The organism is Streptomyces sp. NPDC014727 (assembly GCF_043083485.1).
In the GTDB taxonomy this organism is placed as follows: Bacteria; Actinomycetota; Actinomycetes; order Streptomycetales; family Streptomycetaceae; genus Streptomyces.
Genome location: NZ_JBIBYR010000001.1, coordinates 477,294 through 501,896, shown reverse-complemented (window position 1 = coordinate 501,896; position 24,603 = coordinate 477,294). Strand labels below are relative to the sequence as shown.

21 protein-coding genes are annotated in these 24,603 nt (G+C 70.2%); 10 read left to right on the top strand and 11 right to left on the bottom strand.

The window, feature by feature from the left end:
• Genes ACF1B9_RS02275 through hisD form a run of 4 tightly spaced genes read right to left on the bottom strand, consistent with a single transcriptional unit; the run spans position 1 to position 3,231 of the window.
• On the bottom strand, positions 1–168 hold the full coding sequence (locus ACF1B9_RS02275; RefSeq protein WP_391739976.1) for a hypothetical protein: 168 nt from the start codon (positions 166–168) through the stop codon (positions 1–3).
• Positions 165–767: an imidazoleglycerol-phosphate dehydratase HisB gene (gene hisB / locus ACF1B9_RS02270; RefSeq protein ID WP_351086611.1), complete on the bottom strand. Its 603-nt coding sequence runs from the start codon at positions 765–767 to the stop codon at positions 165–167. The genes ACF1B9_RS02275 and hisB overlap by 4 nt, the downstream gene beginning before the upstream one ends.
• Positions 764–1,912, bottom strand: a complete 1,149-nt coding sequence (locus ACF1B9_RS02265; RefSeq protein ID WP_391739977.1) for a histidinol-phosphate transaminase — start codon at positions 1,910–1,912, stop codon at positions 764–766. The genes hisB and ACF1B9_RS02265 overlap by 4 nt, the downstream gene beginning before the upstream one ends.
• On the bottom strand, positions 1,909–3,231 hold the full coding sequence (gene hisD / locus ACF1B9_RS02260) for a histidinol dehydrogenase (RefSeq protein WP_391739978.1): 1,323 nt from the start codon (positions 3,229–3,231) through the stop codon (positions 1,909–1,911). Before hisD ends, ACF1B9_RS02265 begins: the two co-directional genes overlap by 4 nt.
• Positions 3,232–3,381: 150 nt before the next feature.
• On the opposite strand from hisD, the gene ACF1B9_RS02255 reads away from it, so the two are divergent.
• The 4 genes from ACF1B9_RS02255 to ybaK all read left to right on the top strand — a co-directional run bounded on the left by ACF1B9_RS02255 (position 3,382) and on the right by ybaK (position 7,633).
• The gene (locus ACF1B9_RS02255) at positions 3,382–4,983 is read left to right on the top strand and encodes an oxidoreductase (protein ID WP_391739979.1); all 1,602 of its coding nucleotides are present in this window, start codon (positions 3,382–3,384) and stop codon (positions 4,981–4,983) included.
• A 331-nt stretch (positions 4,984–5,314) separates the two neighbouring features.
• Entirely contained in the window at positions 5,315–6,352 is a 1,038-nt protein-coding gene (locus tag ACF1B9_RS02250; protein ID WP_391739980.1) for a hypothetical protein, read from the top strand.
• 5 nt (positions 6,353–6,357) lie between these two features.
• Positions 6,358–7,101 (top strand): LON peptidase substrate-binding domain-containing protein, encoded by a 744-nt coding sequence (locus tag ACF1B9_RS02245; RefSeq protein ID WP_391739981.1) that lies wholly within the window; start codon positions 6,358–6,360, stop codon positions 7,099–7,101.
• A gap of 28 nt (positions 7,102–7,129) precedes the next feature.
• Positions 7,130–7,633, top strand: coding sequence for a Cys-tRNA(Pro) deacylase (ybaK, locus tag ACF1B9_RS02240; RefSeq protein WP_391739982.1), 504 nt, complete (start codon positions 7,130–7,132; stop codon positions 7,631–7,633).
• Between the two features lie 45 nt (positions 7,634–7,678).
• Here ybaK and ACF1B9_RS02235 read toward each other — a convergent pair whose 3' ends face one another.
• From ACF1B9_RS02235 to ACF1B9_RS02220, 4 genes are all read right to left on the bottom strand, one after another.
• On the bottom strand, positions 7,679–8,413 hold the full coding sequence (locus ACF1B9_RS02235) for an ABC transporter permease (RefSeq protein WP_391739983.1): 735 nt from the start codon (positions 8,411–8,413) through the stop codon (positions 7,679–7,681).
• A 34-nt stretch (positions 8,414–8,447) separates the two neighbouring features.
• Positions 8,448–9,176 carry an ABC transporter permease gene (locus ACF1B9_RS02230; RefSeq protein WP_391740105.1) on the bottom strand — a complete coding sequence of 243 codons (729 nt, stop codon included), beginning with the start codon at positions 9,174–9,176 and terminating at the stop codon, positions 8,448–8,450.
• A gap of 256 nt (positions 9,177–9,432) precedes the next feature.
• On the bottom strand, positions 9,433–10,407 hold the full coding sequence (locus tag ACF1B9_RS02225) for an ABC transporter ATP-binding protein (protein WP_391740106.1): 975 nt from the start codon (positions 10,405–10,407) through the stop codon (positions 9,433–9,435).
• Positions 10,408–10,565: 158 nt separating this feature from the next.
• Positions 10,566–11,849 (bottom strand): NYN domain-containing protein, encoded by a 1,284-nt coding sequence (locus ACF1B9_RS02220; protein WP_391739984.1) that lies wholly within the window; start codon positions 11,847–11,849, stop codon positions 10,566–10,568.
• A gap of 224 nt (positions 11,850–12,073) precedes the next feature.
• Between ACF1B9_RS02220 and ACF1B9_RS02215 the strand changes: the two genes are divergently transcribed.
• Positions 12,074–12,253, top strand: coding sequence for a hypothetical protein (locus ACF1B9_RS02215; protein ID WP_391739985.1), 180 nt, complete (start codon positions 12,074–12,076; stop codon positions 12,251–12,253).
• A 101-nt stretch (positions 12,254–12,354) separates the two neighbouring features.
• Here ACF1B9_RS02215 and dnaE read toward each other — a convergent pair whose 3' ends face one another.
• Positions 12,355–15,894, bottom strand: coding sequence for a DNA polymerase III subunit alpha (gene dnaE, locus ACF1B9_RS02210; protein ID WP_391739986.1), 3,540 nt, complete (start codon positions 15,892–15,894; stop codon positions 12,355–12,357).
• 634 nt (positions 15,895–16,528) lie between these two features.
• Between dnaE and ACF1B9_RS02205 the strand changes: the two genes are divergently transcribed.
• From ACF1B9_RS02205 to ACF1B9_RS02190, 4 genes are all read left to right on the top strand, one after another.
• Positions 16,529–17,188: a hypothetical protein gene (locus ACF1B9_RS02205; protein WP_391739987.1), complete on the top strand. Its 660-nt coding sequence runs from the start codon at positions 16,529–16,531 to the stop codon at positions 17,186–17,188.
• Between the two features lie 54 nt (positions 17,189–17,242).
• On the top strand, positions 17,243–18,061 hold the full coding sequence (locus ACF1B9_RS02200; RefSeq protein ID WP_391739988.1) for a thioredoxin domain-containing protein: 819 nt from the start codon (positions 17,243–17,245) through the stop codon (positions 18,059–18,061).
• A 121-nt stretch (positions 18,062–18,182) separates the two neighbouring features.
• Entirely contained in the window at positions 18,183–19,853 is a 1,671-nt protein-coding gene (locus ACF1B9_RS02195; protein WP_391739989.1) for an alkaline phosphatase D family protein, read from the top strand.
• 316 nt (positions 19,854–20,169) lie between these two features.
• Positions 20,170–21,141: a zinc metalloprotease gene (locus ACF1B9_RS02190; protein WP_391739990.1), complete on the top strand. Its 972-nt coding sequence runs from the start codon at positions 20,170–20,172 to the stop codon at positions 21,139–21,141.
• Between the two features lie 49 nt (positions 21,142–21,190).
• On the opposite strand, the gene ACF1B9_RS02185 is transcribed toward ACF1B9_RS02190, so the two are convergent.
• Positions 21,191–21,769: a dienelactone hydrolase family protein gene (locus ACF1B9_RS02185; RefSeq protein ID WP_391740107.1), complete on the bottom strand. Its 579-nt coding sequence runs from the start codon at positions 21,767–21,769 to the stop codon at positions 21,191–21,193.
• Between the two features lie 37 nt (positions 21,770–21,806).
• Between ACF1B9_RS02185 and ACF1B9_RS02180 the strand changes: the two genes are divergently transcribed.
• Positions 21,807–22,931, top strand: a complete 1,125-nt coding sequence (locus tag ACF1B9_RS02180; protein WP_391740108.1) for a mechanosensitive ion channel family protein — start codon at positions 21,807–21,809, stop codon at positions 22,929–22,931.
• A gap of 37 nt (positions 22,932–22,968) precedes the next feature.
• On the opposite strand, the gene ACF1B9_RS02175 is transcribed toward ACF1B9_RS02180, so the two are convergent.
• Positions 22,969–24,555: a Na+/H+ antiporter gene (locus ACF1B9_RS02175; RefSeq protein WP_391739991.1), complete on the bottom strand. Its 1,587-nt coding sequence runs from the start codon at positions 24,553–24,555 to the stop codon at positions 22,969–22,971.
• Positions 24,556–24,603 lie beyond the last annotated feature (48 nt).

Genomic DNA, 24,603 nt, shown 5'->3' with positions numbered 1-24,603 from the left:
TCAGTCCCAGAGTCCCTGGATCCGCAGAATGCCTGCCACCAGGCACATCACGGAGGCGATGGAGAGCAGGACGACGACGCCCTTGGGCATGCCCTGCTTCGCGAAGGAGTAGACGCCGCCGGCCAGGAAGAGGCCGAAGACGATCAGGATGGTGTTGAGGCCGGTCACAGCGCGCCCTTCGTGGAGGGGAGTATCCCGGCGGCGCGCGGATCGTGCTCGCTGGCGTAGCGCAGGGCGCGGGCGAGCGCCTTGAACTGGCACTCCACGATGTGGTGGGCGTTGCGCCCGTACGGCACGTGGACGTGCAGGGCGATCTGGGCCTGGGCGACGAAGGACTCCAGGATGTGCCGGGTCATCGTCGTGTCGTACGCGCCGATCATGGGCGCCATGTTCTCGGGCTCGGTGTGCACCAGGTACGGGCGGCCGGAGAGGTCGACGGTGACCTGGGCGAGCGACTCGTCCAGGGGGACGGTGCAGTTGCCGAAGCGGTAGATGCCGACCTTGTCGCCGAGGGCCTGCTTGAACGCGGCTCCGAGCGCGAGGGCGGTGTCCTCGATGGTGTGGTGCGAGTCGATGTGCAGGTCGCCGTCGGTCTTGACCGTGAGGTCGAAGAGCCCGTGCCGGCCGAGCTGGTCGAGCATGTGGTCGTAGAAACCGACCCCGGTCGACACATCCACCTTGCCGGTGCCGTCGAGGTTCATCTCGACGAGCACCGAGGTTTCCTTGGTGGTGCGTTCGACTCTTCCTACGCGGGCCGCGCGAGTCATGCGTCGTGCTCCTTCTTGGCGATCTCATTTACAAGCGTGCGTGCCGCATCGAGGAACGCGTCGTTCTCTGCCGGGGTGCCGGCGGAGACCCGCAGCCATCCCGGTACGCCGTTGTCCCGGACCAGGACGCCCTGGTCGAGGATCCGCTGCCAGGCGGCGTGGCTGTCGGCGAAGCGGCCGAACTGGACGAAGTTGGCGTCCGAATCGGTGACGTCGTAGCCGAGCGCGCGCAGCTCCGTGACGATCCGGTCGCGCTCGCTCTTCAGCTGGGCGACGTATCCGAGCAGCGTATCGGTGTGCTCCAGGGCGGCGAGCGCGGTGGCCTGGGTGACCGAGGACAGGTGGTACGGCAGCCGCACCAGCTGGACCGCGTCGACGACGGCCGGGTCGGCGGCGAGGTAGCCGAGGCGCAGTCCGGCGGCGCCGAACGCCTTCGACATGGTCCGCGAGAGCACCAGGGTCGGCCGGCCCTCGATCAGCGGGAGCAGCGAGGCGTGGTGGCTGAACTCGCCGTACGCCTCGTCGACGACGACCATCGACGGCCCGGCCGCCTGGGCCGCGTCGTACAGCGCGAGAACGGTCTCGGCGTCGACGGCGGTGCCGGTGGGGTTGTTGGGTGAGGTGATGAAGACGACATCGGGCCGGTGCTCGGCGATGACCTTGCGGGCCGCGTCGACGTCGATGGTGAAGTCCTCGTTGCGCGGTCCGGAGATCCAGCCGGTGCCGGTGCCCCGGGCGATGAGGGCGTGCATGGAGTACGAGGGCTCGAAGCCGATCGCGGTGCGGCCGGGGCCGCCGAAGGTCTGCAGCAACTGCTGGAGTACCTCGTTGGAGCCGTTGGCCGCCCAGACGTTGGCGAGAGCGACCTCGTACCCGGCGGTGCGGCTGAGGTAGCGGGCCAGTTCCGTGCGGAGCTCGACGGCGTCCCGGTCGGGGTAGCGGTTGAGGTCGCGGGCGGCCTCGCGGACGCGCTCGGCGATCCGCTCGACGAGCGCATCGGGCAGCGGGTACGGGTTCTCGTTGGTGTTCAGTCGCACGGGTACGTCGAGCTGCGGCGCCCCGTACGGGGACTTGCCGCGCAGCTCGTCGCGGATCGGGAGATCGTCGATGCGCGTGGTCGTGCGAGGGATGTGGCTGTGCGTCACTGCTGCGGAACCTCTCCGCCGAACCTGGCCTTGAGCGCGGCGCCGTGGGCGGGGAGGTCCTCCGCCTCGGCGAGGGTCACGACATGGTGGGTGACCTCGGCGAGCGCGTCACGCGTGTAGTCGACGATGTGGATGCCGCGCAGGAAGGACTGCACCGACAGGCCCGAGGAGTGGCAGGCGCAGCCGCCGGTGGGCAGGACGTGGTTGGAGCCGGCGCAGTAGTCGCCGAGCGAGACGGGGGCCCACGGACCGACGAAGACCGCCCCGGCGTTGCGCACCCGGTCGGCGAGCGCGGCGGCGTCGGCGGTCTGGATCTCCAGGTGCTCGGCGGCGTACGCGTCGACGACCTTGAGGCCGTCCTCCAGGTCGTGGACCAGGACGATCGCGGACTGGCGGCCGGCCAGTGCGGGCTCGACCCGGTCGGTGACGTGCTTGGTCGCGGCGACCTGGGGCTTCAGCTCGGCCTCGGTGGCGGCGGCCAGTTCCTCGGAGTCGGTGACCAGGACGGCGGCGGCCATCGGGTCGTGCTCGGCCTGGCTGATCAGGTCGGCGGCGACGTGCACCGGGTCGGCGGTGGAGTCGGCGAGGATCGCGATCTCGGTGGGGCCCGCCTCGGCGTCGATGCCGATCCGGCCCTTGAGGAGGCGCTTGGCGGCGGCGACGTAGATGTTGCCGGGGCCGGTGACGAGGTTCACCGCAAGACATTCGGCCGTTCCGTACGCGAACATCGCGACGGCCTGGGCGCCGCCGGCCGCGTACACCTCGTCGACGCCGAGCAGGGCGCAGGCGGCGAGGATGGTGGGGTGCGGCAGACCGCCGAAGTCCTTCTGCGGCGGCGAGGCCACGGCGATGCCCTCGACGCCCGCCTCCTGCGCCGGAACGACGTTCATGACGACGGACGACGGGTAGACGGAGCGCCCGCCCGGCACGTACAGCCCGACGCGCTCGACCGGCACCCACTTCTCGGTGACGGTGCCGCCGGGGACGACCTGGGTGGTGTGCGTGGTGCGGCGCTGCTCGCCGTGGACGAGGCGGGCTCGGCGGATCGACTCCTCCAGCGCGGCCCGTACGGCGGGATCGAGCCGCTCCAGCGCCTCGGTGAGCGCGTCGGCCGGAACGCGGACCGATCCGATCCGTACGCCGTCGAGCTTCTCCCCCCACTCGATCACTGCCGCCGAGCCACGATGGCGTACGTCCTCGCAGATGGGCCGCACCGTCTCCAGGGCGGCTTCCACGTCGAACTCGGCACGGGGCAGCAGGTCGCGCAGGGCTCCACCCTCGGGGAGGGCGTTGCCGCGCAGATCGATTCGAGAGATCACACCGCAATTCTCGCAGACCGGCTACGGCGTCCGGTCGCCCGTATCACTGGCTGATACATGCCCCGGGCTTCACTCCTGACCAATAGCGTTCACTTCGTCACCCAGAGGGAACACCAGAGGGAAGAACGGCTCCGAGCGGAAGGGGCACCTGTGACCGAACCGTACGACGGCGATTTTCCGGACGGTCTCAGCGCGGCCGAGCTGGGCATGTGGCAGGCCTTCAGGAACGGCAGCACCTACGATCTGCGCGCACGTGACCCGGCGCAGGACGATCCGTTCGCCCCGCGTGTCTGGGGACCGGAACGCAGTGTGGACGGGCGCGTCGTCGCCCGGCTGCTGCTGTCCGGTCCCCCGCCGCGGCCCGGCCGGGTCGCGGCGCTGAAGCTCCGGGGCGTGCGGATCACGGGAACACTGGATCTGGCGGGCGGGCGCGTCGCGCCGTACGTCGAGCTGACCGGCTGCCGCTTCGAGAGCGAGGTGGTGCTGCCCGAATGCCACTTCACGACGTTGCGGATCGTCGGCTGCGCGATGCCGCGGCTGGAGGCGGCGCGGCTGCGCACCGAGGGCGATCTCCATCTGCCGCGCTGCCGCGTCGCACACGGCATCCGGCTCACCGACGCCCAGATCGGCACCGATCTGCTGATCAACCAGATCGAGATCGGCCCCGACCGGGGCGGGCGCGCCCTGGCCGCCGACGGGCTGGCGGTCGCCCAGGACCTGCAGGCGGAGCTGGTCGAGGCGCGCGGCGAGCTGAGTCTGCGCGGGGCGAAGGTCGGCGGTTCGCTGAGTCTGCGCGGCAGCCGGCTGCGCGGCAGGGAGGGGCGGCGCGCGCTGAACGCCCCGCAGCTGACGGTGGAGCGCACGCTGTACATGAGCGAGGCGTGGGTGAGCATCGACACCGGGAACCAGGGCACCACTCCCCCGTACGGGATCGTCATGGCCCCGACCCCGGCGCGCGGTACGCGTTCGCAGTTCTTCGAGTGCCGCGGCGGGGTGCGTCTGGACGACGGCCGGTTCGGCGATGCGGTCGACCTGCACAAGGCGCGGTTCGTACTGGCCCGGCACGAGGAGCTGTCGCTGCGCCGGATCGTCACCCCGGAGCTGCGCTTCAACGCGGAGCGGCCGGAGGAGGGCCGGGTCGTCCTGAACGGCGCGAGGATCGTCACGCTCATCGACGTGTCGACGAGCTGGCCGGGGCCCGGCGGGCTGGCGATGGGCGGTTTCGTGTACGAGAGCCTCGTCCCGTACGGGCACTTCCCGCTCTCCCGGCGCCTGGAGTGGGTGGCGGCGGCGACCCCGGAGTACGTACCGGAGCCGTACGAACGCCTCGCGACGGTGCTGCGCAACTGCGGGGAGGACGCGGACGCCCGCGAGGTGCTGCTGGCCAAGCAGCGGCGGCGGCGCGAGACGCTGCCGCCCGCCGCGAAGCTCTGGGGCTTCCTGCAGGACTGGACGGTGGCGTACGGCTACCGGCCGGGGCGGGCCGCGGTGTGGATGGCGGTGCTGTGGGCGGCGGGCACGCTGGCCTTCTCCCACCACGTCCCGGCGGCGATCAAACAGGATGAGCATCCGGAGTGGAACCCGGCGCTGTACGCCCTCGATCTGCTGGTGCCGGTGATCAACCTCGGCCAGGACGGTTACTGGCGGATGGAGGGCGGCTGGCAGTGGGTGGCGGCGGTGCTCGTCGTGCTGGGCTGGATACTGGCCACGACGGTCGCGGCCGGCGCTTCACGGCTGCTGCGCCGCGGCTGAGAGCCTGTCCGGTGGCCTTCGGCCGCCCGATCAGAGGCCACCCGACAGGCTCTGGGCGGAATCCGGCCACGACGGCGCGGACCGACGTGCACAGGGCGACCGTCCGAGCGGCCGTCGCCCTTGTGCGGGCCCGTCACGACGGCCGGGTGCCCAGGGCCTCTCCTTCGGATCAGGCCGGGCCCGTGTGCGGGCAGCCCACGCCGGGGCGTCAAGAACAAGCCAGATTCCACACTTTCCTTTACTTTTTATTGACCAAGCCCGGTACAACCCATTCACTCGGCACCAACCCTTCACAGTGCCCCCCTGGCGCCGTCCCGACGGGCGCTTTTCAATGGTCTGCACCATGCCTTTCCTTCGCGTTCTGCTCCGTACCGCGCGCACGATCCGGCGCTCCCCCCAGGGGTTCGCCGGGCTGCCACCGGACGACGCGGTGCTGCTCGACGCCCCCGACGAGCGGCTCTCCCCTGCGCTCGTCGCCGCCGCCCTCGGCGAGTACGAACCGGCCGCGAAACTCCTCGCCACCACCCGGGACGGCGCCGAGTGGGAGAACCGGGACCGCTACCTCGGCCGGCTCGTCACCTTCGCCCGCAACCGCGACGGCTGGCTGACCGACTGGCTCGCCGCCGCGCCGCACGACCCGGACGCGCTGCTCGTCAAGGCCGAACTGGCGGTCCGCCGGGCCTGGGAGTCACCGGTGCGGGCCGAGCAGCTGCGCGAGCTGGGACCGCGGATCACCGCGGCGGCCGACGCCGATCCGCGCGACCCGGTGCCCTGGCGGCTCGCGCTCGACCACGCGCGCGGCACCCACGCCACGCACACCACCTTCGAGGCGCTGTGGGAACAGGCGATCCAGCGCTCCTCGCACCACTACGGCTGCCATGTCGCGGCCCTGCGCTACCTCTCCGCCGCCTGGTACGGCTCGCACCGCGAGTGCTTCGACTTCGCCGAGCGGGCCGCCGAGGACTCGCTGCCCGGCTCGCTGGTCCAGGCGCTGCCGCTGCGGGCCGCATTCGCCGTGCTGGTCGAGGGACCGGCCGTACGGACCAGCTCGGTGCAGGAGGAACGGATCGACGCCGCGGCGGACCTGGCGATCACCCTGTCCGCCTCGTTCGCACCGGGCGATCCCTGGCCGGCCGAGACCCGCAATCTGCTGGCGTTCGTGCTGGTCGCCCGGGGCCGCTGGGAAGAGGCGCTGGAACAGTTCCGGCAGATCGGCCCGCATGCGGCCTCGTTCCCGTGGTCGTCGGTCTCCGACGACCCGCTCGGCCGGTTCCTCGACACGAGGGACGACGCGCGGCGCCGGGCGGCCTGTGTGACGCCCTCGCCGGGCCGGGCCGACCACAGCGGGCCACACGGCCATTACGCTTGACCGTTGTGACCACCGCTCGCCTGCCTCTGTTCCCGCTGAACGCGGTGCTGTTCCCTGGCCTCGTGCTGCCGCTGAACGTCTTCGAGGAGCGTTATCGCGCCATGATGCGCGAGCTGCTGAAGACCGCCGACGACGAGCCCCGCCGCTTCGCCGTGGTCGCGATCCGCGACGGCCGTGAGATCGCCCCGACGGACACCGGAATGCCGGCCGCGACGCACACCCGCGCCGAGCGCGGTCCCGCCGACGGCTTCGGCCCGGATCCGGTGCAGACCTTCCACCGGGTCGGCTGCATCGCCGACGCGGCGAAGATCCGGGAACGACCGGACGGCAGCTTCGAGGTCCTCGCGACCGGCACCACCCGGGTCAAGCTGCTCTCCGTCGAGGCGAGCGGCCCGTATCTGACGGCCGAGCTCGAAGAGCTGGACGAGGAGCCCGGCGAGGAGGCCGGAGCGCTCGCGGAGGGTGTCCTGCGGGCCTTCCGCGCCTACCAGAAGCGGCTGGCCGGGGCGAGCGAACGGTCGCTGACGACGGGAGCGGACCTTCCCGACGACCCCTCCGTCGTCTCCTACCTGGTCGCGGCGGCGGCCGTGCTCGACATTCCGTCGAAGCAGCGGCTGCTCCAGGCACCCGACACCGCGACCCGGCTGCGCGAGGAGCTGACGCTGCTGCGCTCCGAGACCGCCGTCATCCGGCATCTGCCGTCCCTGCCGGCGGTGGACCTGACCCGTGCCCCGACCCACCCCAACTGAGTGACGACCGACCCGAGGACCCTTCCCCGTGGCGAAGAAGCCGAAGAAGCAGCAACAGTCCGGCGGCACCCCGGCGACAGTCGCACTGACCGCGGCCGGCACGGCGTTCACCGTCCACGCCTACGAGCACGATCCGGCCTCGGTCTCCTACGGCGAGGAGGCCGCCGAGGCACTGGGCGTCTCCCCCGACCGGGTCTTCAAGACCCTGGTCGCGGATGTCGACGGCACCCTCACCGTCGCGGTCGTCCCCGTGGCCGGTTCCCTGGATCTCAAGGCACTGGCCTCGGCGGTCGGCGGCAAGCGGGCCGCGATGGCCGACCCGGCAGCGGCGGAACGCACCACCGGCTACGTACGGGGCGGCATCTCCCCCCTGGGTCAGCGCAAGCGGCTGCGTACGGTGCTGGACGCCTCGGCGCGGTCCCACCCGACCATCTGCGTCTCGGCGGGCCGCCGCGGCCTGGAGGTCGAGCTGGCCCCCAGGGATCTGGCCGCGCTCACGGGAGCGTTGTTCGCGGAGATCGGACGGGAGTAGGGGGCGGGTGGGGACGGCCCCTGCGGCAGCCCACCCCCGTACCGGCTAGGACCCGTCCGGCGGCACGCCCGCACCCGGAGCGGCGGGCCCCGCAGTGGGCCCCGCGCCCGGCACGGGCCCACCCGCGGACCACCCCGCGGACGCGCCCCACTCCGGTTCCGGATCCCGCGGCCCGAACAGCGCCGTCAACCCGAGATGAACCGCCATCGCCCCCAGCGACCACACGAGCAACGCGGCCCCCTTCGCCCGCAGCCGAAGCGGTGCGTCGAAGACCACGCCCTTGCCGACCGCCCGCGCGTGCGCGACCACGTCCTGGTTCGGCCCGAGCCATACGCCCAGCCGCCAGGCGACCAGCGAACCGAGCAGCCCGCCCAGCGCCAGCCCCACCACCAGGGCGATCCCGCCACGCCGTTGGAACCAGAAGACCAGCGCCGCGGAGACCGCACCGCATGCCAGCGCGAGGAGCACGAACGTGCCGTCGGCACCGATCGCCTCCTCGCCCTCGCTGTCACTCAGGAAGACGGCCGTGCCGTCGGAGATCAGCGGGACCCGCGGAGCCAGCCACGCCCACAGGAGTCCGAGCACGACACCCGAGACGGTCACGAGCAGGGTGACGACAGCGGCCCGCCGCAGATCCGACCGGCGGTCGTTCTCCCCCTCGGACTCCGCCAGGACGCCGGGGCCGGGGCCACCGGGACCACCGGACCCGCCCCGTTTCGGCGGGGTCTGCCAGGGGTCGTTGGACGAGGGCTGGTGGGGCGGTGTCAGAGGTGCGGTCACCGTGCCATCGTGCCAGGCGTATCTGTGCCGCGCCTCACCGGACCGCTGCCCTGCGGTACGCCCAGGTGGCCGCGGCCAGCGACAGGACACCGACGGCGGCGCAGACCGCGAGGTCCAGTGCGACGACCGCCCAGTCCGGGTGGACGTCGAAGGACCGGGAGAGCGCCTCCACACCGTAGGTCGAGGGCAGCAGATCACGCGCCCAGCCGATCGGCGCGGGCAGCCGGTCGGCCGGCAGGACACCGAGCAGCAGCGCCGCCGACATGCCCAGCTGCCCGAGCAGCGTGGCCAGCTCCTGCCGGGGCGCGAGCAGCCCCAACGCCGCGCCGAGCCCGGAGAGCGCCGCCCCGGAGAGCGGGATGACGGCGACGAGCACCCACAGATGCGTCAGCGGCAGTCCGAACAGCACGCTCCCCGCCACGGCTGTGACGATCGTGCCGGGCACGGTGAAGGAGGCGTACGCCCCGGCCGCACCGAGCACCACCGCGGCGGGCGGCACGGGCAGCGTGGCGTAGTGGTCGAGCCCACCGCCCGCCCGGAGCTGCCCGAAGTACTGGGCGAGCAGGTTGAGCGCGACGAAGGCCACCACGAGGACGCTGGATCCGGCGACGACGGCCCGAGCCTCGGAGCCGCCGTCGACGACCCCGCGCATCAGCACCATGATCCCCACGGACTGGAAGGTCGCGACGAAGAGCAGCGGGATACGGGCGACCCTGGCCCTGGACAGCTGGGCGCGGTAGACGGCCGCGAGCGACGGGAACAGCCGGGCCCGCGGCGCGAGCGGCGCGGGGGCCGCCCCGTCGTGTCCGGGACCGTCGCCGACGCCACGGCCGTCCTCGGCGGTCCGGACGGGTCCGGTCACCGCCTGCGCGGGAACGATGCTCGTCACCTGGCGCTGCTCCTCTTCGCTCCCTGCCCGGCCACGCACCCGCACCCGGCCGCCCCTCCCGTCCCGGCCACGCATCCGCATCCCGCCGCCCCGCGCCTCCCAGGCGTCCAGGTCACCCCGCGCGTCCCGCTCATGACTTCACCAGCCCCATGGTCGCGTCCCCGCCGAGCGCGAGATAGACGTCCTCCAGACTGGGTGTCGCCAGCGTGAAGTCGTCGAGTGCGGCGAAGGCCGCGCCGCCGGTCACCGCGGCGACCGCCGCCCGTGCCTCGTCGGGGCCGAGCCGCAACACCCAGCGCCGCCCGGACTCCTGGGCCGAGCCACGCAGCGCGGCCACCTCGGGCACCTCCAGGGGCGCGCGTTCGCGCCACACCAGCTCGACCCGGACGTCGCCGGCGACCCGTTCCTTGAGTCCAGTCGGCGTGTCGCAGGCGACGACCCTGCCGCGCTCGATCACGGCGACCCGGTCGAGGACCGTCTCGGCCTCGATGACGTTGTGGGTGACGAGCAGCACCGTGGTGCCGCGCTCGGCCCGGCGGCGGTCCACGGCGGCCCAGACCGCGCGCCGCGCGACGGGGTCCATCCCGGTCGTCGGCTCGTCCAGCACCAGCACCGACCGCTCGCCGACCAGCACGGCGGCGAAGCAGGCCAGCCGCCGCTGCCCGCCGGAGAGCTTCTTCAGGGGACGCCCCGCGATCTCGGCGAGGCCGAGTTCGTCGAGTACGGCGTCGCGTTCGGCGCGGGCCTCCCGTACCGCGAGGCCGCGCAGGCGTCCGGTGGTCTCGGCGGCGAGCGACACGGTCAGTTCATCGAGGGCGGTGGACTCCTGCCCGAGGTACCCGATCAGCCGGGAGGCCCGTTCGGGGTGGCGGACGAGATCGTGGCCCAGCACGTCGACGCTGCCGGAGTCGGGCCGCATCAGCCCGGTGAGCTGTCGTACCAGGGTGGACTTCCCCGCGCCGTTGGGTCCGAGAAGTCCGAAGATCTCGCCGCGCCGCACTTCCAGGCTGATCCCGTCGGTGGCGCGCACCTCGGGTGTGGCGGGTGCCCCGCGGCGGCTGCGGGCGGCGGGATAGGTCTTGACCAGATCCCGCACCACGCACACGGTCCCCGTCGCCGTCTGCGCCTGTGCTGTGCCCGTACTCACGAGGTACGAGAGTACGGGGTCGGATGCCCCGGATCGCGCTCGGGGCCGTGCCGGTCGGGCATCGACGCCGCATTCGCCGGACGGGGACGCCCGCGACCGGCGGGCCCGCTGCCCCGTCAGTCGCCGGACAGACTCGTCCGCTCCGCCGGCGGGGCGTGTACCGCCGCGGCCCGTACATCGATCTCCCGCCAGAACCCCGCGCGGATCGCATAGCGGTCGTGCTCGTCGATCTGGTCGTCCTTGTGGGCGAGCAGGCCGAACCGTGCCGCGTACCGCAGCAGTTCGCCGTCGATGCGGTGCGGGATGCGCGGATACATGGTCGACAGCTTCTGCAGATGGGTGTGGTCCGGCAGCCGCTCCATCCAGCGGCGGGCGAAGACCTGACCCACCTCGAAGGGGTCGCCGCCCACGGTGGTGATGTCCTCCTCACGGTCCGCCCAGCGCTGCTCGGCGCTGGTGAGCTGAGCCAGCGTCGGGAGGGACGCGGTTTCGGCGGGTTCGCCCAGCGGTCCGCCGCGCTCCACCCAGCCCTTGTCGGAGGACCAGCGCAGGGTCGCGTTGGCGGGCGAGGGCTGTGGGGACTGCTGGGCCGGCTGGATCCCGGGGCCGCGCAGGGTGCCTGCCAGGTCCTTGGGGGTGGGGACACCCCTTCCGCCGGGGCCCGGCCGGTCGGCGGCGGGGCTCTCCTCGGGCGGTGGGGCGGCGCTGTCGGTGGCGTCCGTCGCCCGGGCCTCCGAGGCCCGCTCGGCGGAGGCGGCGAGGGCCGCCTCGGGCAAGGGTGCGGAGAGGATCGCGGCGATCTCCGGGCGGGGCGCGGGCGGCGGGGCGCAGACGCCGCCGTTGTCCTTGGCCTGTACGGCCTGGGTGATCCAGGCCCGGTCGAGCACCCTGCGTTCATCGGCCTCGGCGACCAGGTCCTCGGACTGGTTGTAGTCGCCGTCGGCGGCCTGGACGGCCCACAGATGGACCGCGACGCCGTGTTCCTTGGCGGACATCAGGCCGGGCAGCAGATCACCGTCGCCGGTCACCAGCACCACGTCGGAGCAGGCCCGGTTCCTGGCCAGTTCGGTGAGTTCGGCGTGCATCGCGGCGTCGACGCCCTTCTGCGCCCAGCGCCCGTCGCTGCGGGTGAGAGCGCCGAGCCGGACGGTCACCCGGGGCATCACACGCAGCCTGCGATGCTCGGGCTGCGGTACCCGGTCGGGGGCGCCGTCGAACCAGTAGATCCGCAGCAGCGGCTGCTGCGTGTCGGCCTCGGCCAGCTCGCGCAGGCCCCGGATGAGGGCTGCGTGGTCGACGGTGATGCGGGAACGGGCGGGCTCTCCGGCCAGCAGGCTCGCGGCCGCGCCCAGCAAGTAGCCGGCGTCCACCAGGACGACGCAACGGTCCACGCGTTCCACCCTCTTCCAGAAGTTCGGGTGTGGTCTTTGCCAGGGGTTTCCTTCGAGTCTGCCCGACCACGCAGAGGTTGACGGCCGGAACTCGATCATCGGCGTGGCGGATCCGGAAAACGGCGCATCATACCCGATCACTACGCACGGTAATGATCCAACATGCATGCTTTACACCCTTATGTGAATCTGAACGCGGTCCTGGCCCCGAGAGTCCCCACAGGAGGAACACCATGGCCAAGAACAAGAACCGCAAGCAGGGCAGCCGGCAGAACCGTGCGACCAATCCGGAGCGCGGTGCGGAAGAGAACAAGTCGAACGCGTACGAGTCGCAGATACAACCTCAGTCGCAGGCCCAGGGCAGCCCTGCTGATGTTGCCCGTAAGCACCAGCGGCGCTTCGGCCACAACTGACCGGGCCAGTCGCCGGCCCCGTCCGGACAGCGGCCGGGTGACCGAGAGGGGCGCTCCCGCTTTCGCGGGGCGCCCCTCTTGTACGTCGGCGGTGAACCGGCTCAGCCGGCCAGGCAGGACGGACCGAGCAGCACCTTCAGGTCACCGAAGAGCGCCGGATCGGGCTTCACCCGGTGCCGGTCGAGCCGGAGCACCGTGGTCTTGCGAGGGCCCTGGAGCCTGATCCGCACCTCGGTGTCTCCCCGGTGGTTGCTGAGCACCTCGCCGAGGCGGCTGACCATGGGTGGGGTGATCTTGACCGTGGGGATGGTCAGGACCACGGGGGCGTTGGTGCCGGCCGACGAGATGTCGGGGACCTGCATCTCCATGGCGACGAGGCGGGGCACGTCCTCGCGCTTGTCGAGGCGTCCCTTGACGAAGACGACGGTGTCCTCGACGAGCTGGGTGGAGACCAGTTGGTACGTGGCGGGGAAGAACATGCACTCGATGGAACCGGCCAGGTCCTCGACCGTGGCGATGGCCCAGGCATTGCCCTGCTTGGTCATCTTCCGCTGGAGACCCGAGATGATGCCGCCCACGGTGACGATCGCACCGTCGGCGTGCTCCCCGCCGGTCAGCTGGGAGATCGAGGAGTCGGCCTTGTCGGACAGCACGTGCTCCAGGCCGAAGAGCGGATGGTCGGAGACATACAGGCCGAGCATCTCGCGCTCCTGCGCCAGCAGGTAGGACTTCTCCCACTCGATGTCGGAGAACTCCACGTCGAGCCCGAAGCCCGGCTCGTCGCTCTCTTCCTCGCCCATCCCACCGAAGAGGTCGAACTGCCCCTCGGCCTCCTTGCGCTTGACCTGCACCACGTTGTCGATCATCGGCTCGTGGTGGGCGACCAGCCCCTTGCGGGTGTGACCCATCTCGTCGAAGGCACCGGCCTTGATCAGCGATTCGACGGTGCGCTTGTTGCAGACGACCGCCTCGACCTTGTCCAGGAAGTCGGGGAAGCTGCTGTACTTCCCCTTCGCCTTGCGGCACCGGATGATCGAGTCGACGACGTTCTGGCCCACGTTGCGGACGGCCGTGAGGCCGAAGAGGATCACGTCGTCGCCCTGTGCGGCGAAGTTCGACAGGGACTCGTTGACATTGGGCGGCAGCACCTTGATGCCCATGCGACGGCACTCGTTGAGATAGACCGCCGACTTGTCCTTGTCGTCCTTGACCGAGGTCAGCAGAGCCGCCATGTACTCGGCCGGGTAGTTCGCCTTCAGGTACGCGGTCCAGTACGTGACCAGGCCGTACGCGGAGGAGTGGGCCTTGTTGAACGCGTATCCGGCGAACGGCACCAGGACGTCCCAGAGCGCCTGGATCGCCGCGTCCGAGTAGCCGTTCTTCTTGGCGCCCTCCTGGAAGAGGACGAAGTTCTTCGCCAGTTCCTCGGGCTTCTTCTTGCCCATCACACGGCGCAGGATGTCGGCCTCGCCGAGCGAGTAGCCCGCGATGATCTGGGCGGCCTTCTGCACCTGCTCCTGGTAGACGATCAGGCCGTAGGTCAGGCCGAGCGTCTCCTTGAGCGGCTCCTCCAGCTCCGGGTGGATCGGCGTGATCTCCTGCCGGGCGTTCTTGCGCTCGGCGTAGTTCGTGTGCGAGTTCATGCCCATCGGGCCCGGCCGGTACAGGGCCGAGACGGCGGAGATGTCCTCGAAGTTGTCGGGCTGCATCTGGCGCAGCAGCGAGCGCATCGGGCCGCCGTCGAACTGGAACACGCCGAGCGTGTCGCCGCGGCAGAGCAGTTCGTACGTCTTCGGGTCGTCCAGCGGGAGGCTGAGCAGGTCCAGCTTGACACCCTTGTTGGACTCCACCATCTTGACGGCGTCGTCCATGATGGTGAGGTTGCGCAGGCCGAGGAAGTCCATCTTCAGCAGGCCGAGCGACTCGCACTGCGGGTAGTCCCACTGCGTGATGGTGACGCCGTCGGTGTGCCGAACCCAGACCGGGGCATGGTCGACGATCGGCTCGCTGGACATGATCACGCCCGCGGCGTGCACACCCATCTGCCTCACCAGGCCCTCGACACCCTTCGCCGTGTCGATGACCTTCTTCACGTCCGGCTCGTTCTCGTACATCCCCCGGATCTCGCCCGCCTCGCTGTAGCGCGGGTGCTTGGGGTCGGTGATGCCGTTGAGGTCGATGCCCTTGCCGAGGACGTCGGCGGGCATGGCCTTGGTGAGCCGGTCCCCCATCGCATACGGGTAACCGAGGACGCGGGCGGAGTCCTTGATGGCGTTCTTCGCCTTGATCTTGCCGTACGTGCCGATCATGGCGACCTTGTCGGCGCCGTACTTCTCCGTCACGTACCGGATCACTTCGACGCGCCGACGCTCGTCGAAGTCGATGTCGACATCGGGCATGGAGACGCGCTCGGGGTTGAGGAACCGCTCGAAGATCAGCCCGTGCTCGATGGGGTCGAGGTCGGTGATCCCCATCGCGTACGCGACGATCGAACCGGCCGCCGAGCCTCGGCCGGGGCCGACCGCGATGCCGTTGTTCTTCGCCCACATGATGAAGTCCGCGACCACCAGGAAGTAGCCCGGGAACCCCATCTGGATGATGACGTCCATCTCGTACTCGGCCTGCTTCTGCCGGTCCTCGGGGACTCCGCCCGGGAAGCGCCGGTTCATGCCGACCCGGACCTCCTCCTGGAACCAGGTGATCTCCGTGTAGCCGTCCGGGATGTCGAACTTCGGCATCAGGTCGCGCTTCTCGAACATCCCGGCGGTGTCGATCTGCTGCGCGACCAGCAGCGTGTTGGCGCAGCCCTCCTGCCAGGCGTCGGAGGAGTCGACGGCGTACATCTCGTCGGTGGTCTTGAGGTAGTAGCCGGTGCCGTCGAAGCGGAAGCGGTCCGGGTCGGAGAGGTTCTTGCCGGTCTGGATGCAGAGCAGCGCGTCGTGCGCGGCCGCCTCGTGGGCGTAGGTGTAGTGCGAGTCGTTGGTCACCAGCGGCGGAATGTTCAGCTTCTTGCCGATTTCGAGGAGCCCGTCACGGACCCGTCGCTCGATCTCGATGCCGTGGTCCATCAGCTCCAGGAAGTACTTGCCCTCACCGAAGATGTCCTTGTAGTCCGAGGCCGCCTGGACCGCCTCGTCGAACTGACCGAGCCGCAACCGTGTCTGCACCTCGCCCGAGGGACAGCCGGTCGAGGCGATCAGCCCCTCGGACCACTGGGCGATGGTCTCCTTGTCCATACGCGGCCACTTCTGCAGCCAGCCCTCCGCGTACGCGTCCGACGACAGCCGGAAGAGGTTGTGCAGCCCCGTCGAGTTCGCCGCCCAGATCGTCTTGTGGGTGTAACCGCCCGAACCCGAGACGTCGTCGCGCTTCTGGTGCGGCTGCCCCCACTGGATCTTCCGCTTGTGCTTGCGCGACTCCGGCGCGACATACGCCTCGATCCCGATGATCGGCGTCACCCCCGCCTTCTGCGCCGAGTGGAAGAAGTCGTACGCACCGTGCAGGTTGCCGTGGTCCGTCATCGCGATATGCGACATGCCCATTTCATTGCACGCGTTGAACATGTCCTTGAGCCGCGCGGCACCGTCCAGCAGCGAGTACTGGGTGTGGACGTGAAGGTGCGTGAAGGGCGGCTTGGTCACGGCGTCGGGCCTCCGATGGGCAAGTGCGGCGCGAAGCGCCTCGTCGAGGGGTGGCGGTCGGGCGACGGATGGGGCGATGACCGACTGGGGGGGACAGCGTGGAAGTCTACGTCTCCGAGCCGGACGGATGCCGGGGCTCGCCGACTACGGTCGCGTGCCGCCGTCGTGACGGACGTCACCACGACAAAACGCCACACCCCACTTAATTCACCTCCGGGATATGGAGATTTTTCTGAATGTCGATTTCCGCGCGCGTCCATTAACCCATCGCCTCGCCTTCCGGCAGGGATCAGCATCCCCCGTTCCGAAAAAGTGAAGGAAATCGGTGGGGGATATGAACTTCAAGAAAGCTCTGGTTTCGATTGCCGCCAGGACCGCGGTACTGGGGGGCTTCACCGGGAACGGCCCGCCTGAATTCCGGCGGGCCTTTTCCGCTGTTCCGCTCGCGATACGCGTCGACGTCGATTCGCGCATCCCGCACAGCGACGCCACCCCATGGGGACCAGCAGGCACAGCCCATCTTCACGCTCACCAAACATGGGTAATTTCAGCGATTTTGACCATGATCCGGACAGCTGAATCCGGGCCGACGGGCCACCTCTCACCCGGGAACCGGCATGGCAGAATTACCACGATGAACACGCAGGCGATCGGCCTCCGAGCGACACGGGCAGCGCTCTTCACCGCGCTGTGCCTGACGCTGTCCTCGGGCGCCCACGCACTGCTCTCCTCACTACCGCTCCCGCTGCCGCTGCTCGCGCTGATCGGTACGGTCGTCTTTCTGCTCGCCTTCGCCCTGGCGGGCGCGCGCGAGCGGGGGTTCTGGCCCATCGCCGCGCTGCTCGTACCGCTCGAACTCGCGGCGGACACCGTGTTCACCAGCGGACAGCACGCCTGCTACGGCCCGGCGGGCGGCCCCGTGGCGGGGTCGTTGCGGTCCATGGGCTGGGACCTGATCTGCCGCGGCGATTCCTTCGGCGCCCCCCTGGCGCACGTCGCACCGCCCGGCGCCGACTCCGCGTCGATGACCCCCTGGCTGCTGCTCGCCGCACATGTCTCGGTGGGGCTCGTCGCGGCGGCATGGCTGTGGCGCGGCGAGGTCGCGCTGGCCCGGCTGCTGCGTGCGGTGGCCGCCTTCACGCCCCGGCCGCTGCTCGTCGCCTGCGCCGTGGACATGGTCCGCGGGGAGCCGACGCGCCCCCGCCCGCGCCCCGCGCTGCGCACGCCGGTCATGCGCACCCGTCTTCTGACGCACTCCGTAGGACTGCGCGGACCACCGTGCGGGGCCCACTGACCCCGGTACGGCAGTCCCCATCCCTTACCCAGATCTACGGAGAGTCGATCCATCATGAGCAAGCGCAACAGCCAGCAGGCGAAGACCGCGGCCCGCGAGCGGCTGCGCATCGAGCGCGAACGCCAGGCCAAGCGGGACAAGGTACGGCGACAGATCAAGGTCGCCGGTTCGGTCGTCGCCGCCCTGGCGATAGCCGGCGGCATCGGCTACTTCGTGATGCAGGGCAACAAGCCCTCCCAGTGGGAGGCCGCGAAGGACAAGCCACTGGTCGCGCCCAAGAACACCACCGGCAAGAACAACACGACGGTCACCCTCGGCCAGGACTCCGCCAAGAAGACGATCATCGCCTTCGAGGACCCTCGCTGCCCCATCTGTGCCACGTTCGAGCAGACGGTCGGCCCGACGGTCGAGAAGGACCTGAAGGACGGCAAGTACAAGCTCCAGTACGTGGGCGCCACCTTCCTCGACACCAATCTCCCCGGTGAGGGCTCCAAGAACGCGCTCAGCGCGCTCGGCGCCGCCCTCAACGTGTCCAAGGACGCCTTCGCCTCCTACAAGGAAGCGCTCTACTCGGCGAAGTACCACCCGGAAGAGACGGACGACAAGTTCAAGGACGACGCGTACCTCATCGAGATCGCGGACACCGTCTCCGAGCTGAAGAACAACAAGACCTTCCAGAAGGACGTCAAGGACGGCACCTTCGATCGCTGGGCGATCGAGATGTCAAAGAACTTCGACAACAACAAGTACGACGTCGAAGGCTCCCCGTCCTTCGTCACCGACGGCAAGAAGATCACCGGCCCGGACGGCAAGAACGCGCCGATGACCGTCGACGACTGGAACACTGCCGTCGACAAGGCCCTCAAGGGCTGAGGCAGCACACCCTCACAGGCTGTCGCCGCACGGAGGAGGGAGTGGGCTCTTCACAGAAGAGCGGGTGAACTCTTCGGATTCACCCGCTCTTTGACCGTACCGACCGGTAGTTTGATCGTCTGTGACCAGTCGCATACCTTCAGATGCCCGGCCGGACCGCCCCGGCCCTCACGCCCCGCGCCGCCGCACGGTCGTCAAGGCCGCCGCCGTCGGTGCCGTGCTCGCCGCCCCGCTCGTCTCGGCGGCCCCCGCCCATGCCGCCGACGAGCCCGTCTTCCTGCACGGCGTCGCGTCCGGCGACCCGCTGCCCGACGGCATCCTGCTGTGGACCCGGGTGACGCCGAACGCCGGGGCGACCCCCGGCTCGGACAAGGGCCCCGTCGTGCGGGTGAGTTGGGAGATCGCGCAGGACAAGGAGTTCCGTACGGTGGTGGGCCGCGGGACGGCCACCGCGAGCGCGGCCACCGACCACACCGTGAAGGCGGACGTGCGAGGCCTCGCCCCGGCGAGCACGTACTACTACCGCTTCGCCGTGGGCGACACCCACTCCCCCGTCGGCCGCACCCGCACGGCCCCCGCGGCCGGCGCCGCCACGCCCGGGGTGCGGTTCGGCGTGGTGTCCTGCGCCAACTGGGAGGCCGGGTTCTTCTCCCCGTACCGGCATCTCGCCGCCCGCGCCGATCTCGACGCGGTGCTGCACCTCGGCGACTACATCTACGAGTACGCCTCGGGCAGTTACCCGGCCGCGAAGTACGTCGTACGTCCGCACGAGCCGAGGCACGAGATCCTCACCCTCGCCGACTACCGCACCCGGCACGGCAACTACAAGACGGACAGCGACCTCCAGGCGCTGCACGCCGCCCACCCGGTGATCGCGATCTGGGACGACCACGAGTTCGCCAACGACGCCTGGTCGGGCGGGGCCGAGAACCACACGCCGGGCACGGAGGGCGCCTGGGCCGACCGGGTCGCGGGCGCCAAGCAGGCGTACTTCGAGTGGATGCCGGTCCGCGCCTCCACCGAGGGCACCGTCTACCGGCGGCTGCGCTTCGGCAACCTGGCCGATCTCCACCTCCTCGATCTGCGTAGCTTCCGCTCCCAGCAGTCGACGATCGGCAACGGCTCGGTCGACGATCCGGATCGCACGATCACCGGCCGGGACCAACTGGACTGGCTGAAGTCGGGCCTGGCCGGCTCGGACGCCACCTGGAAGCTGGTCGGCACATCGGTGATGATCTCGCCGGTCACGTTCGGTTCCGTACCCGCGCATCTGCTGGGGCCGCTGGCCGGGTTGCTGGGGCTGCCCAAGGAGGGGCTCGCCGTCAACGTCGACCAGTGGGACGGCTACACGGACGACCGCAAGGAACTGATCACGCATCTGCGGGACCGGTCGATCACCAACACGGTCTTCCTGACCGGCGACATCCACATGGCGTGGGCCAATGACGTACCGGTGAAGGCGGCGACGTATCCGCTCTCGGCCTCGGCCGCCACCGAGTTCGTGGTGACATCGGTGACCTCGGACAACCTGGACGACATCCTGCATGTCGCACCGGGGACCGTCTCGGTGGTCGCGAGCGCGGCGGTCAAGGCGGCCAACCGCCATGTGAAGTGGGTGGACATGGACTCGCACGGCTACGGCGTCCTCGACGTCACCCCCGAGCGCTCGCAGATGGACTACTACGTGGTCTCCGACAGGACGAAGCGGGACGCGACCGCCGCCTGGACACGTTCCTACCGGACGCTCAGCGGAACCCAGAAGGTCGAGCGGGTGAACCAGCCGGTGCGCTGAGGATTCATTTTCAGCCACTCCACGCCATGTTGACGGCGTATTACGTCACTACGGCGGGTGGCGTGTCTCCCGACCTCAATGGGGACACACCGCCCGCCGGGGTGACGCGGGACGTTACGGCGGCGTCTCAAACTCTGGAACGCCCAGAATTATTTCTCCCTGTTTTCCCGCTTTGCCCCATGGCTGATTGGGCTTGATCGATTCTCTTCAAGATCTGACATGCGCACGTAATCTCCCGGCGGCGGGTGAGGAAATCCCTCCCCCCACACGTCCGCGAGGAGTCCCCGTGCGCACTCTTGCCCGTATATCGCCGCGTATGCGTAACCGTGCGATCGGCACCGCCGTCCTGGCCGGAACCCTGGCCATAGCACCGCTCTCCGCCACCGTCGGCACCGCCGCCGCAAAGACGTCGACCTCCGCCGCGTCCGCCACGTCCGCCGAGAAGTGCGCGAGCGGGACGAGTGCCGGCGCCACCGCACGCGCGGCCCGTCCCTCGGGCACCAAGCACGTCGCGGACCCCAATGAACTGACCGCGGCCCAGGCCAAGGCCATCGACACGCAGCTCAAGGAGAGACTCGCGGACCGCCGGGTGAGCGGCCCCGCGCTCGCCACCGGAGCGACCGTCCCGGTCTACTTCCACGTCATCCACTCCGGCACCACCGGCAAGCTCACCGCGAGCGAGATCAGCGGCCAGATGAACGTGCTGAACGCGGCCTACAGCGGCCAGGGCACCGGCAACACCAACTCCGGCTTCCAGTTCTCGCTGGCCGGCACCGACTACACGGACAACGCCTCCTGGTACAACCTCTCGTCGGGCTCCGCCGCCGAGAAGTCGATGAAGTCGACGCTGCGCAAGGGCGGCAAGAACGCGCTCAACATCTACACCGCCAACCTCGGCGGCGGACTGCTGGGCTGGGCCACCTTCCCCAGCTCGTACACGTCCAGCCCGAGCATGGACGGCGTCGTCATCCTGGACGCCTCGCTGCCCGGCGGGTCGGCCACCAACTACAACGAGGGCGACACCGCCACCCACGAGGTCGGCCACTGGATGGGGCTGTACCACACCTTCCAGGGCGGCTGTAACGGCAACGGCGACTACGTCGCCGACACCCCGGCCGAGGCGAGCGCGGCGTACGCCTGCCCGACCGGACGCGACACCTGCACCAGCAAGGCCGGTGTCGACCCGATCCACAACTTCATGGACTACACGTACGACTCGTGCATGTACCAGTTCACACCGGGCCAGGTGCAGCGGATGAGCGACAGCTGGACCGCCTACCGGGGCTGATCCACCGTCCGCACGAAGGGCCTCGCGGCGTGCGGGGCCCTTCGCGCGGTCACAACGTGGCGAGGAAACCGAGCGCGACCTTCCAGGCCAGCTCGGCCGACGGCCGGTCGAAGTCGGGCAGTTCGGGATCCGTGAAGAGATGCCCGGCCCCCGGGTAGCGGTAGATCTCGACATCGGCACCGGTCCGCTGCATCTGCAGATACCAGGAGTTCAGCCAGTCGTGCGTCTCGAACGGGTCGGGGTCCGCGACATGCAGTTGTACGGGCAGCTCGTCCACCGAGGCGTTCTCGGCGATGTCCGAGGTGCCGTGGAACAGCAGCAGACCGCGCGCCTTCTCGTCGCCGAGCGCCAGGGTCTGCGCGGTGGACGCGCCGAAGGAGAACCCGGCGTATACCAGGCCCCGGTCGGAGTAGGGCGCGGCGGCCAGCACGGCCCGCCTGAGCAATTCGTCCTTGCCCACCTCTTCCTTGAAGGCCAGGCCCTCCTCGACGGTTTCGAAGGTGTGCCCCTCGAAGAGATCGGGCACCTGCACCTCGTGCCCGGCGGCGCGCAGCCGGTCGGCGGCAGCGTGCACCGCGGGGCGCAGACCGTACGTCGAGTGGAAAAGCATGATGTTCATGAGGCCCATGGTGCCAGCTACGGTCGAGAGCATGGAGAACGACGGGATGGAGAGCGTGCTGCGTCCGCTGATCGTGGTCGGTGGCGCGGTCGTGATCACGCTGCTGGTCGGCTGGCTGGTCGATCTGCTGCTCAGACGGGCCGACGACCGCCACCGGGAGACACCGCTGTGGGGTCTGCTGCGGCGCTGCCGGATACCGCTCCAGCTGACCCTGTGCACGGCGCTGCTGAGAGGCACGTACACCCAGACCCGGCTCGAACCGGTCGACGACCACCGGGCGGGGATCGGCCAGGTGCTGACGCTGGTGCTGATCGGTGCTTCGGCCTGGCTGGTGGTGCGGATCGCGGTGGCCGTGGTCGATTCCGTCTACGCCCGGTACGCGGCGAGCACCCGCGACCCGGCGCGGGTGCGGCGGGTCCGTACACAGGTGACGCTGATCCAGCGGGTGGTCACGGCGATCGTGGCGACCGTCGCGGTCGGCGCGATGCTGCTGACGTTCCCGGCGATGCGGACGTTCGGCACCTCGATGCTGGCCTCTGCCGGTCTCCTCGGCATCGTCGCGGGCATTGCGGCCCAGTCGACGCTCGGCAACCTCTTCGCGGGGCTGCAGATCGCGTTCGGCGACATGGTGCGCATCGGTGACACGGTGGTGGTGGACGGCGAGTGGGGCACGATCGAGGAGATCACGCTGACCTTTCTCGCGGTACGGACCTGGGACGAGCGACGGATCACGATGCCGGTCTCGTACTTCACCAGCAAACCGTTCGAGAACTGGTCGCGCGGCGGTGCCCAGATGACCGGCTCGGTCTTCTTCCACCTCGATCACTCGGCCCCGGTCGCCGCGATGCGCGAGCAGCTGCGGGACATCCTGGGCGAGTGCGCCGCCTGGGACGGACGCAGCTGGTCCCTGGCGGTCACGGACACCACACCGTCGACGATCCAGGTCCGCGCGGTGGTCACGGCAAAGGACGCGGACGACATCTGGACGGTGCGCTGCGCCGTCCGGGAGCAGCTCATCGGCTGGCTGCGCGACCACCATCCGTACGCGCTGCCACGGATCGCGACGGCTCCCGCCACCCTTCCGCCCGGTGACGCGTGGCCGCACCCGTCCCACACGATGGACGAGAAACCGGCCGACCGCGACAAGTCGCCCCGCACGGGACGCGGCTGATCCGGCCCGGGTTCCCGCGGGCACCCGGCCCGCCGCCTCACCGCAGGCTGCGTACGTCCAGCTGTCGCAGCACCCGGTCGACGACCTCCGGATCCGTACCCGCCTCGTTGCGGGCCGACAGCACCGCGTGGCGGGCGGCCGACATCATTTCGCGCTGGACGCGGTTGACCGCCTTGAAGCGCTCGGCGCGCTTCGCGTACGCCTCGCGGCGCTCCTCGTCGACCATGTCGGGGCTGATCCGCGCCCCCACGTCGTACGCCAACCGCGCCAGCCGCTCCGCGACTTCTTCCGGGAAATCCTCGACCTCCTGGATCTCCTTGAGCCGTTGCTTCGCGGCCTTCGCGGCGCGGATCGCGAGGTCCTTCTCCAGCGTCTCCTCGGCGTCCGTGTCGGCCCGGACCCGGAGCTTGCGCACCAGCCACGGCAGGCTGAGTCCCTGGACGACGAGCGTGGCCATGATCACGGCGAAGGCGATGAAGACGATCTCGTCGCGTCCCGGGAACGGCTTCCCGTCGTCCGTCTGCAGCGGGATCGCGAGCGCCAGCGCGACCGAGGCGACGCCGCGCATCCCGGACCACCACATGACGACGGTCTCCCGCCAACTGGTGGGGATCTCCTCGCTGACGTCGCGCCGGGTGTGCAGCCGCTTGGCGAGCCAGGTCGCCGGCAACAGATACAGCAGCCGTACGCCGACGACGACCGCGACGACGGCCAGACCCCAGCCGAGCATCTGGAGCTCGCGGCCGTCGGCCGTCCCGAAGACGTTGTGCAGTTCGAGGCCGATCAGTCCGAAGGCGACTCCGGTGACGAGGGTGTCGACGATCTCCCAGAAGCTGCGGCCGGTGAGCCGCCCGAGAACGTCGTCGGCGTCAGCGGTGTGCTCGGCGAGGAAGAGCGCGGTGGTGAGGACGGCGAGGACACCCGATCCCCTCAGCTCCTCCGCGAGCACGTAGCTCACGAACGGCACCAGCAGGGTGAGGCCGACCTGGAGCGTGGCGTCGCCGAGCAGGCCCATGAGCTTGATGGTGATCCAGCCGAGCGCGAGGCCCACGACCACGGCGACGACCGCGGAGAGTATGAGCAGCCCGAAGGCCTCCGGCAGCGAGAACGTGCCGCTCACCGCGGCGGCGATCGCCACGTGGTAGAGCACGATCGCGGTCACGTCGTTGAACAGCCCCTCGCCCTCCAGGATGGAGACGAGCCTGCGCGGCAGCCCGACCGAGCCCGCGACGGCCGTCGCCGCGACGGGGTCGGGCGGGGCGACGAGCGCTCCGAGCGCCACTGCGGCGGCGATGGGCAGCCCCGGGACGATCGCGTTGGCCACCGCGGCGACGGCGGCCGTCGTGATGAAGACCAGCGCCACGGCCAGCAGAAAGATCGGTCGTTTATTGGCGGCGAACTGCCGCCAGGACGTGCGCTGCACGGAGGCGTAGAGCAGCGGCGGCAGCAGCGCGGGAAGAATGATCTCGGGCGGGATGTCCACATTGGGTACGAAGCTGAGGAACGCCATGCCGACTCCGGCGAGCGTCATCAGCACCGGCGCGGGCAGCCCCAGACGCTCCCCCAGCGGCACCGTGACCACAGCTCCGAGCAACAGCATGAGGAGCAGTGCCATTTGGTCCACGAGGTGCCTTCCGGAGCGCGGTGAGCCGACCACCGTGATCGGCCGACA

Excerpts from the sequence above, each read along its gene's own strand:
- ACF1B9_RS02250 (WP_391739980.1), top strand. The coding sequence starts at position 5,315 with ATGGTCTGCACCATGCCTTTCCTTCGCGTTCTGCTCCGTACCGCGCGC.
- ACF1B9_RS02185 (WP_391740107.1), bottom strand. The coding sequence starts at position 21,769 with ATGGGCCTCATGAACATCATGCTTTTCCACTCGACGTACGGTCTGCGC.
- ACF1B9_RS02215 (WP_391739985.1), top strand. The coding sequence starts at position 12,074 with ATGGCCAAGAACAAGAACCGCAAGCAGGGCAGCCGGCAGAACCGTGCG.
- ACF1B9_RS02180 (WP_391740108.1), top strand. The coding sequence starts at position 21,807 with ATGGAGAGCGTGCTGCGTCCGCTGATCGTGGTCGGTGGCGCGGTCGTG.
- ACF1B9_RS02205 (WP_391739987.1), top strand. The coding sequence starts at position 16,529 with ATGAACACGCAGGCGATCGGCCTCCGAGCGACACGGGCAGCGCTCTTC.
- ACF1B9_RS02200 (WP_391739988.1), top strand. The coding sequence starts at position 17,243 with ATGAGCAAGCGCAACAGCCAGCAGGCGAAGACCGCGGCCCGCGAGCGG.
- hisB (WP_351086611.1), bottom strand. The coding sequence starts at position 767 with ATGACTCGCGCGGCCCGCGTAGGAAGAGTCGAACGCACCACCAAGGAA.
- ACF1B9_RS02190 (WP_391739990.1), top strand. The coding sequence starts at position 20,170 with ATGCGTAACCGTGCGATCGGCACCGCCGTCCTGGCCGGAACCCTGGCC.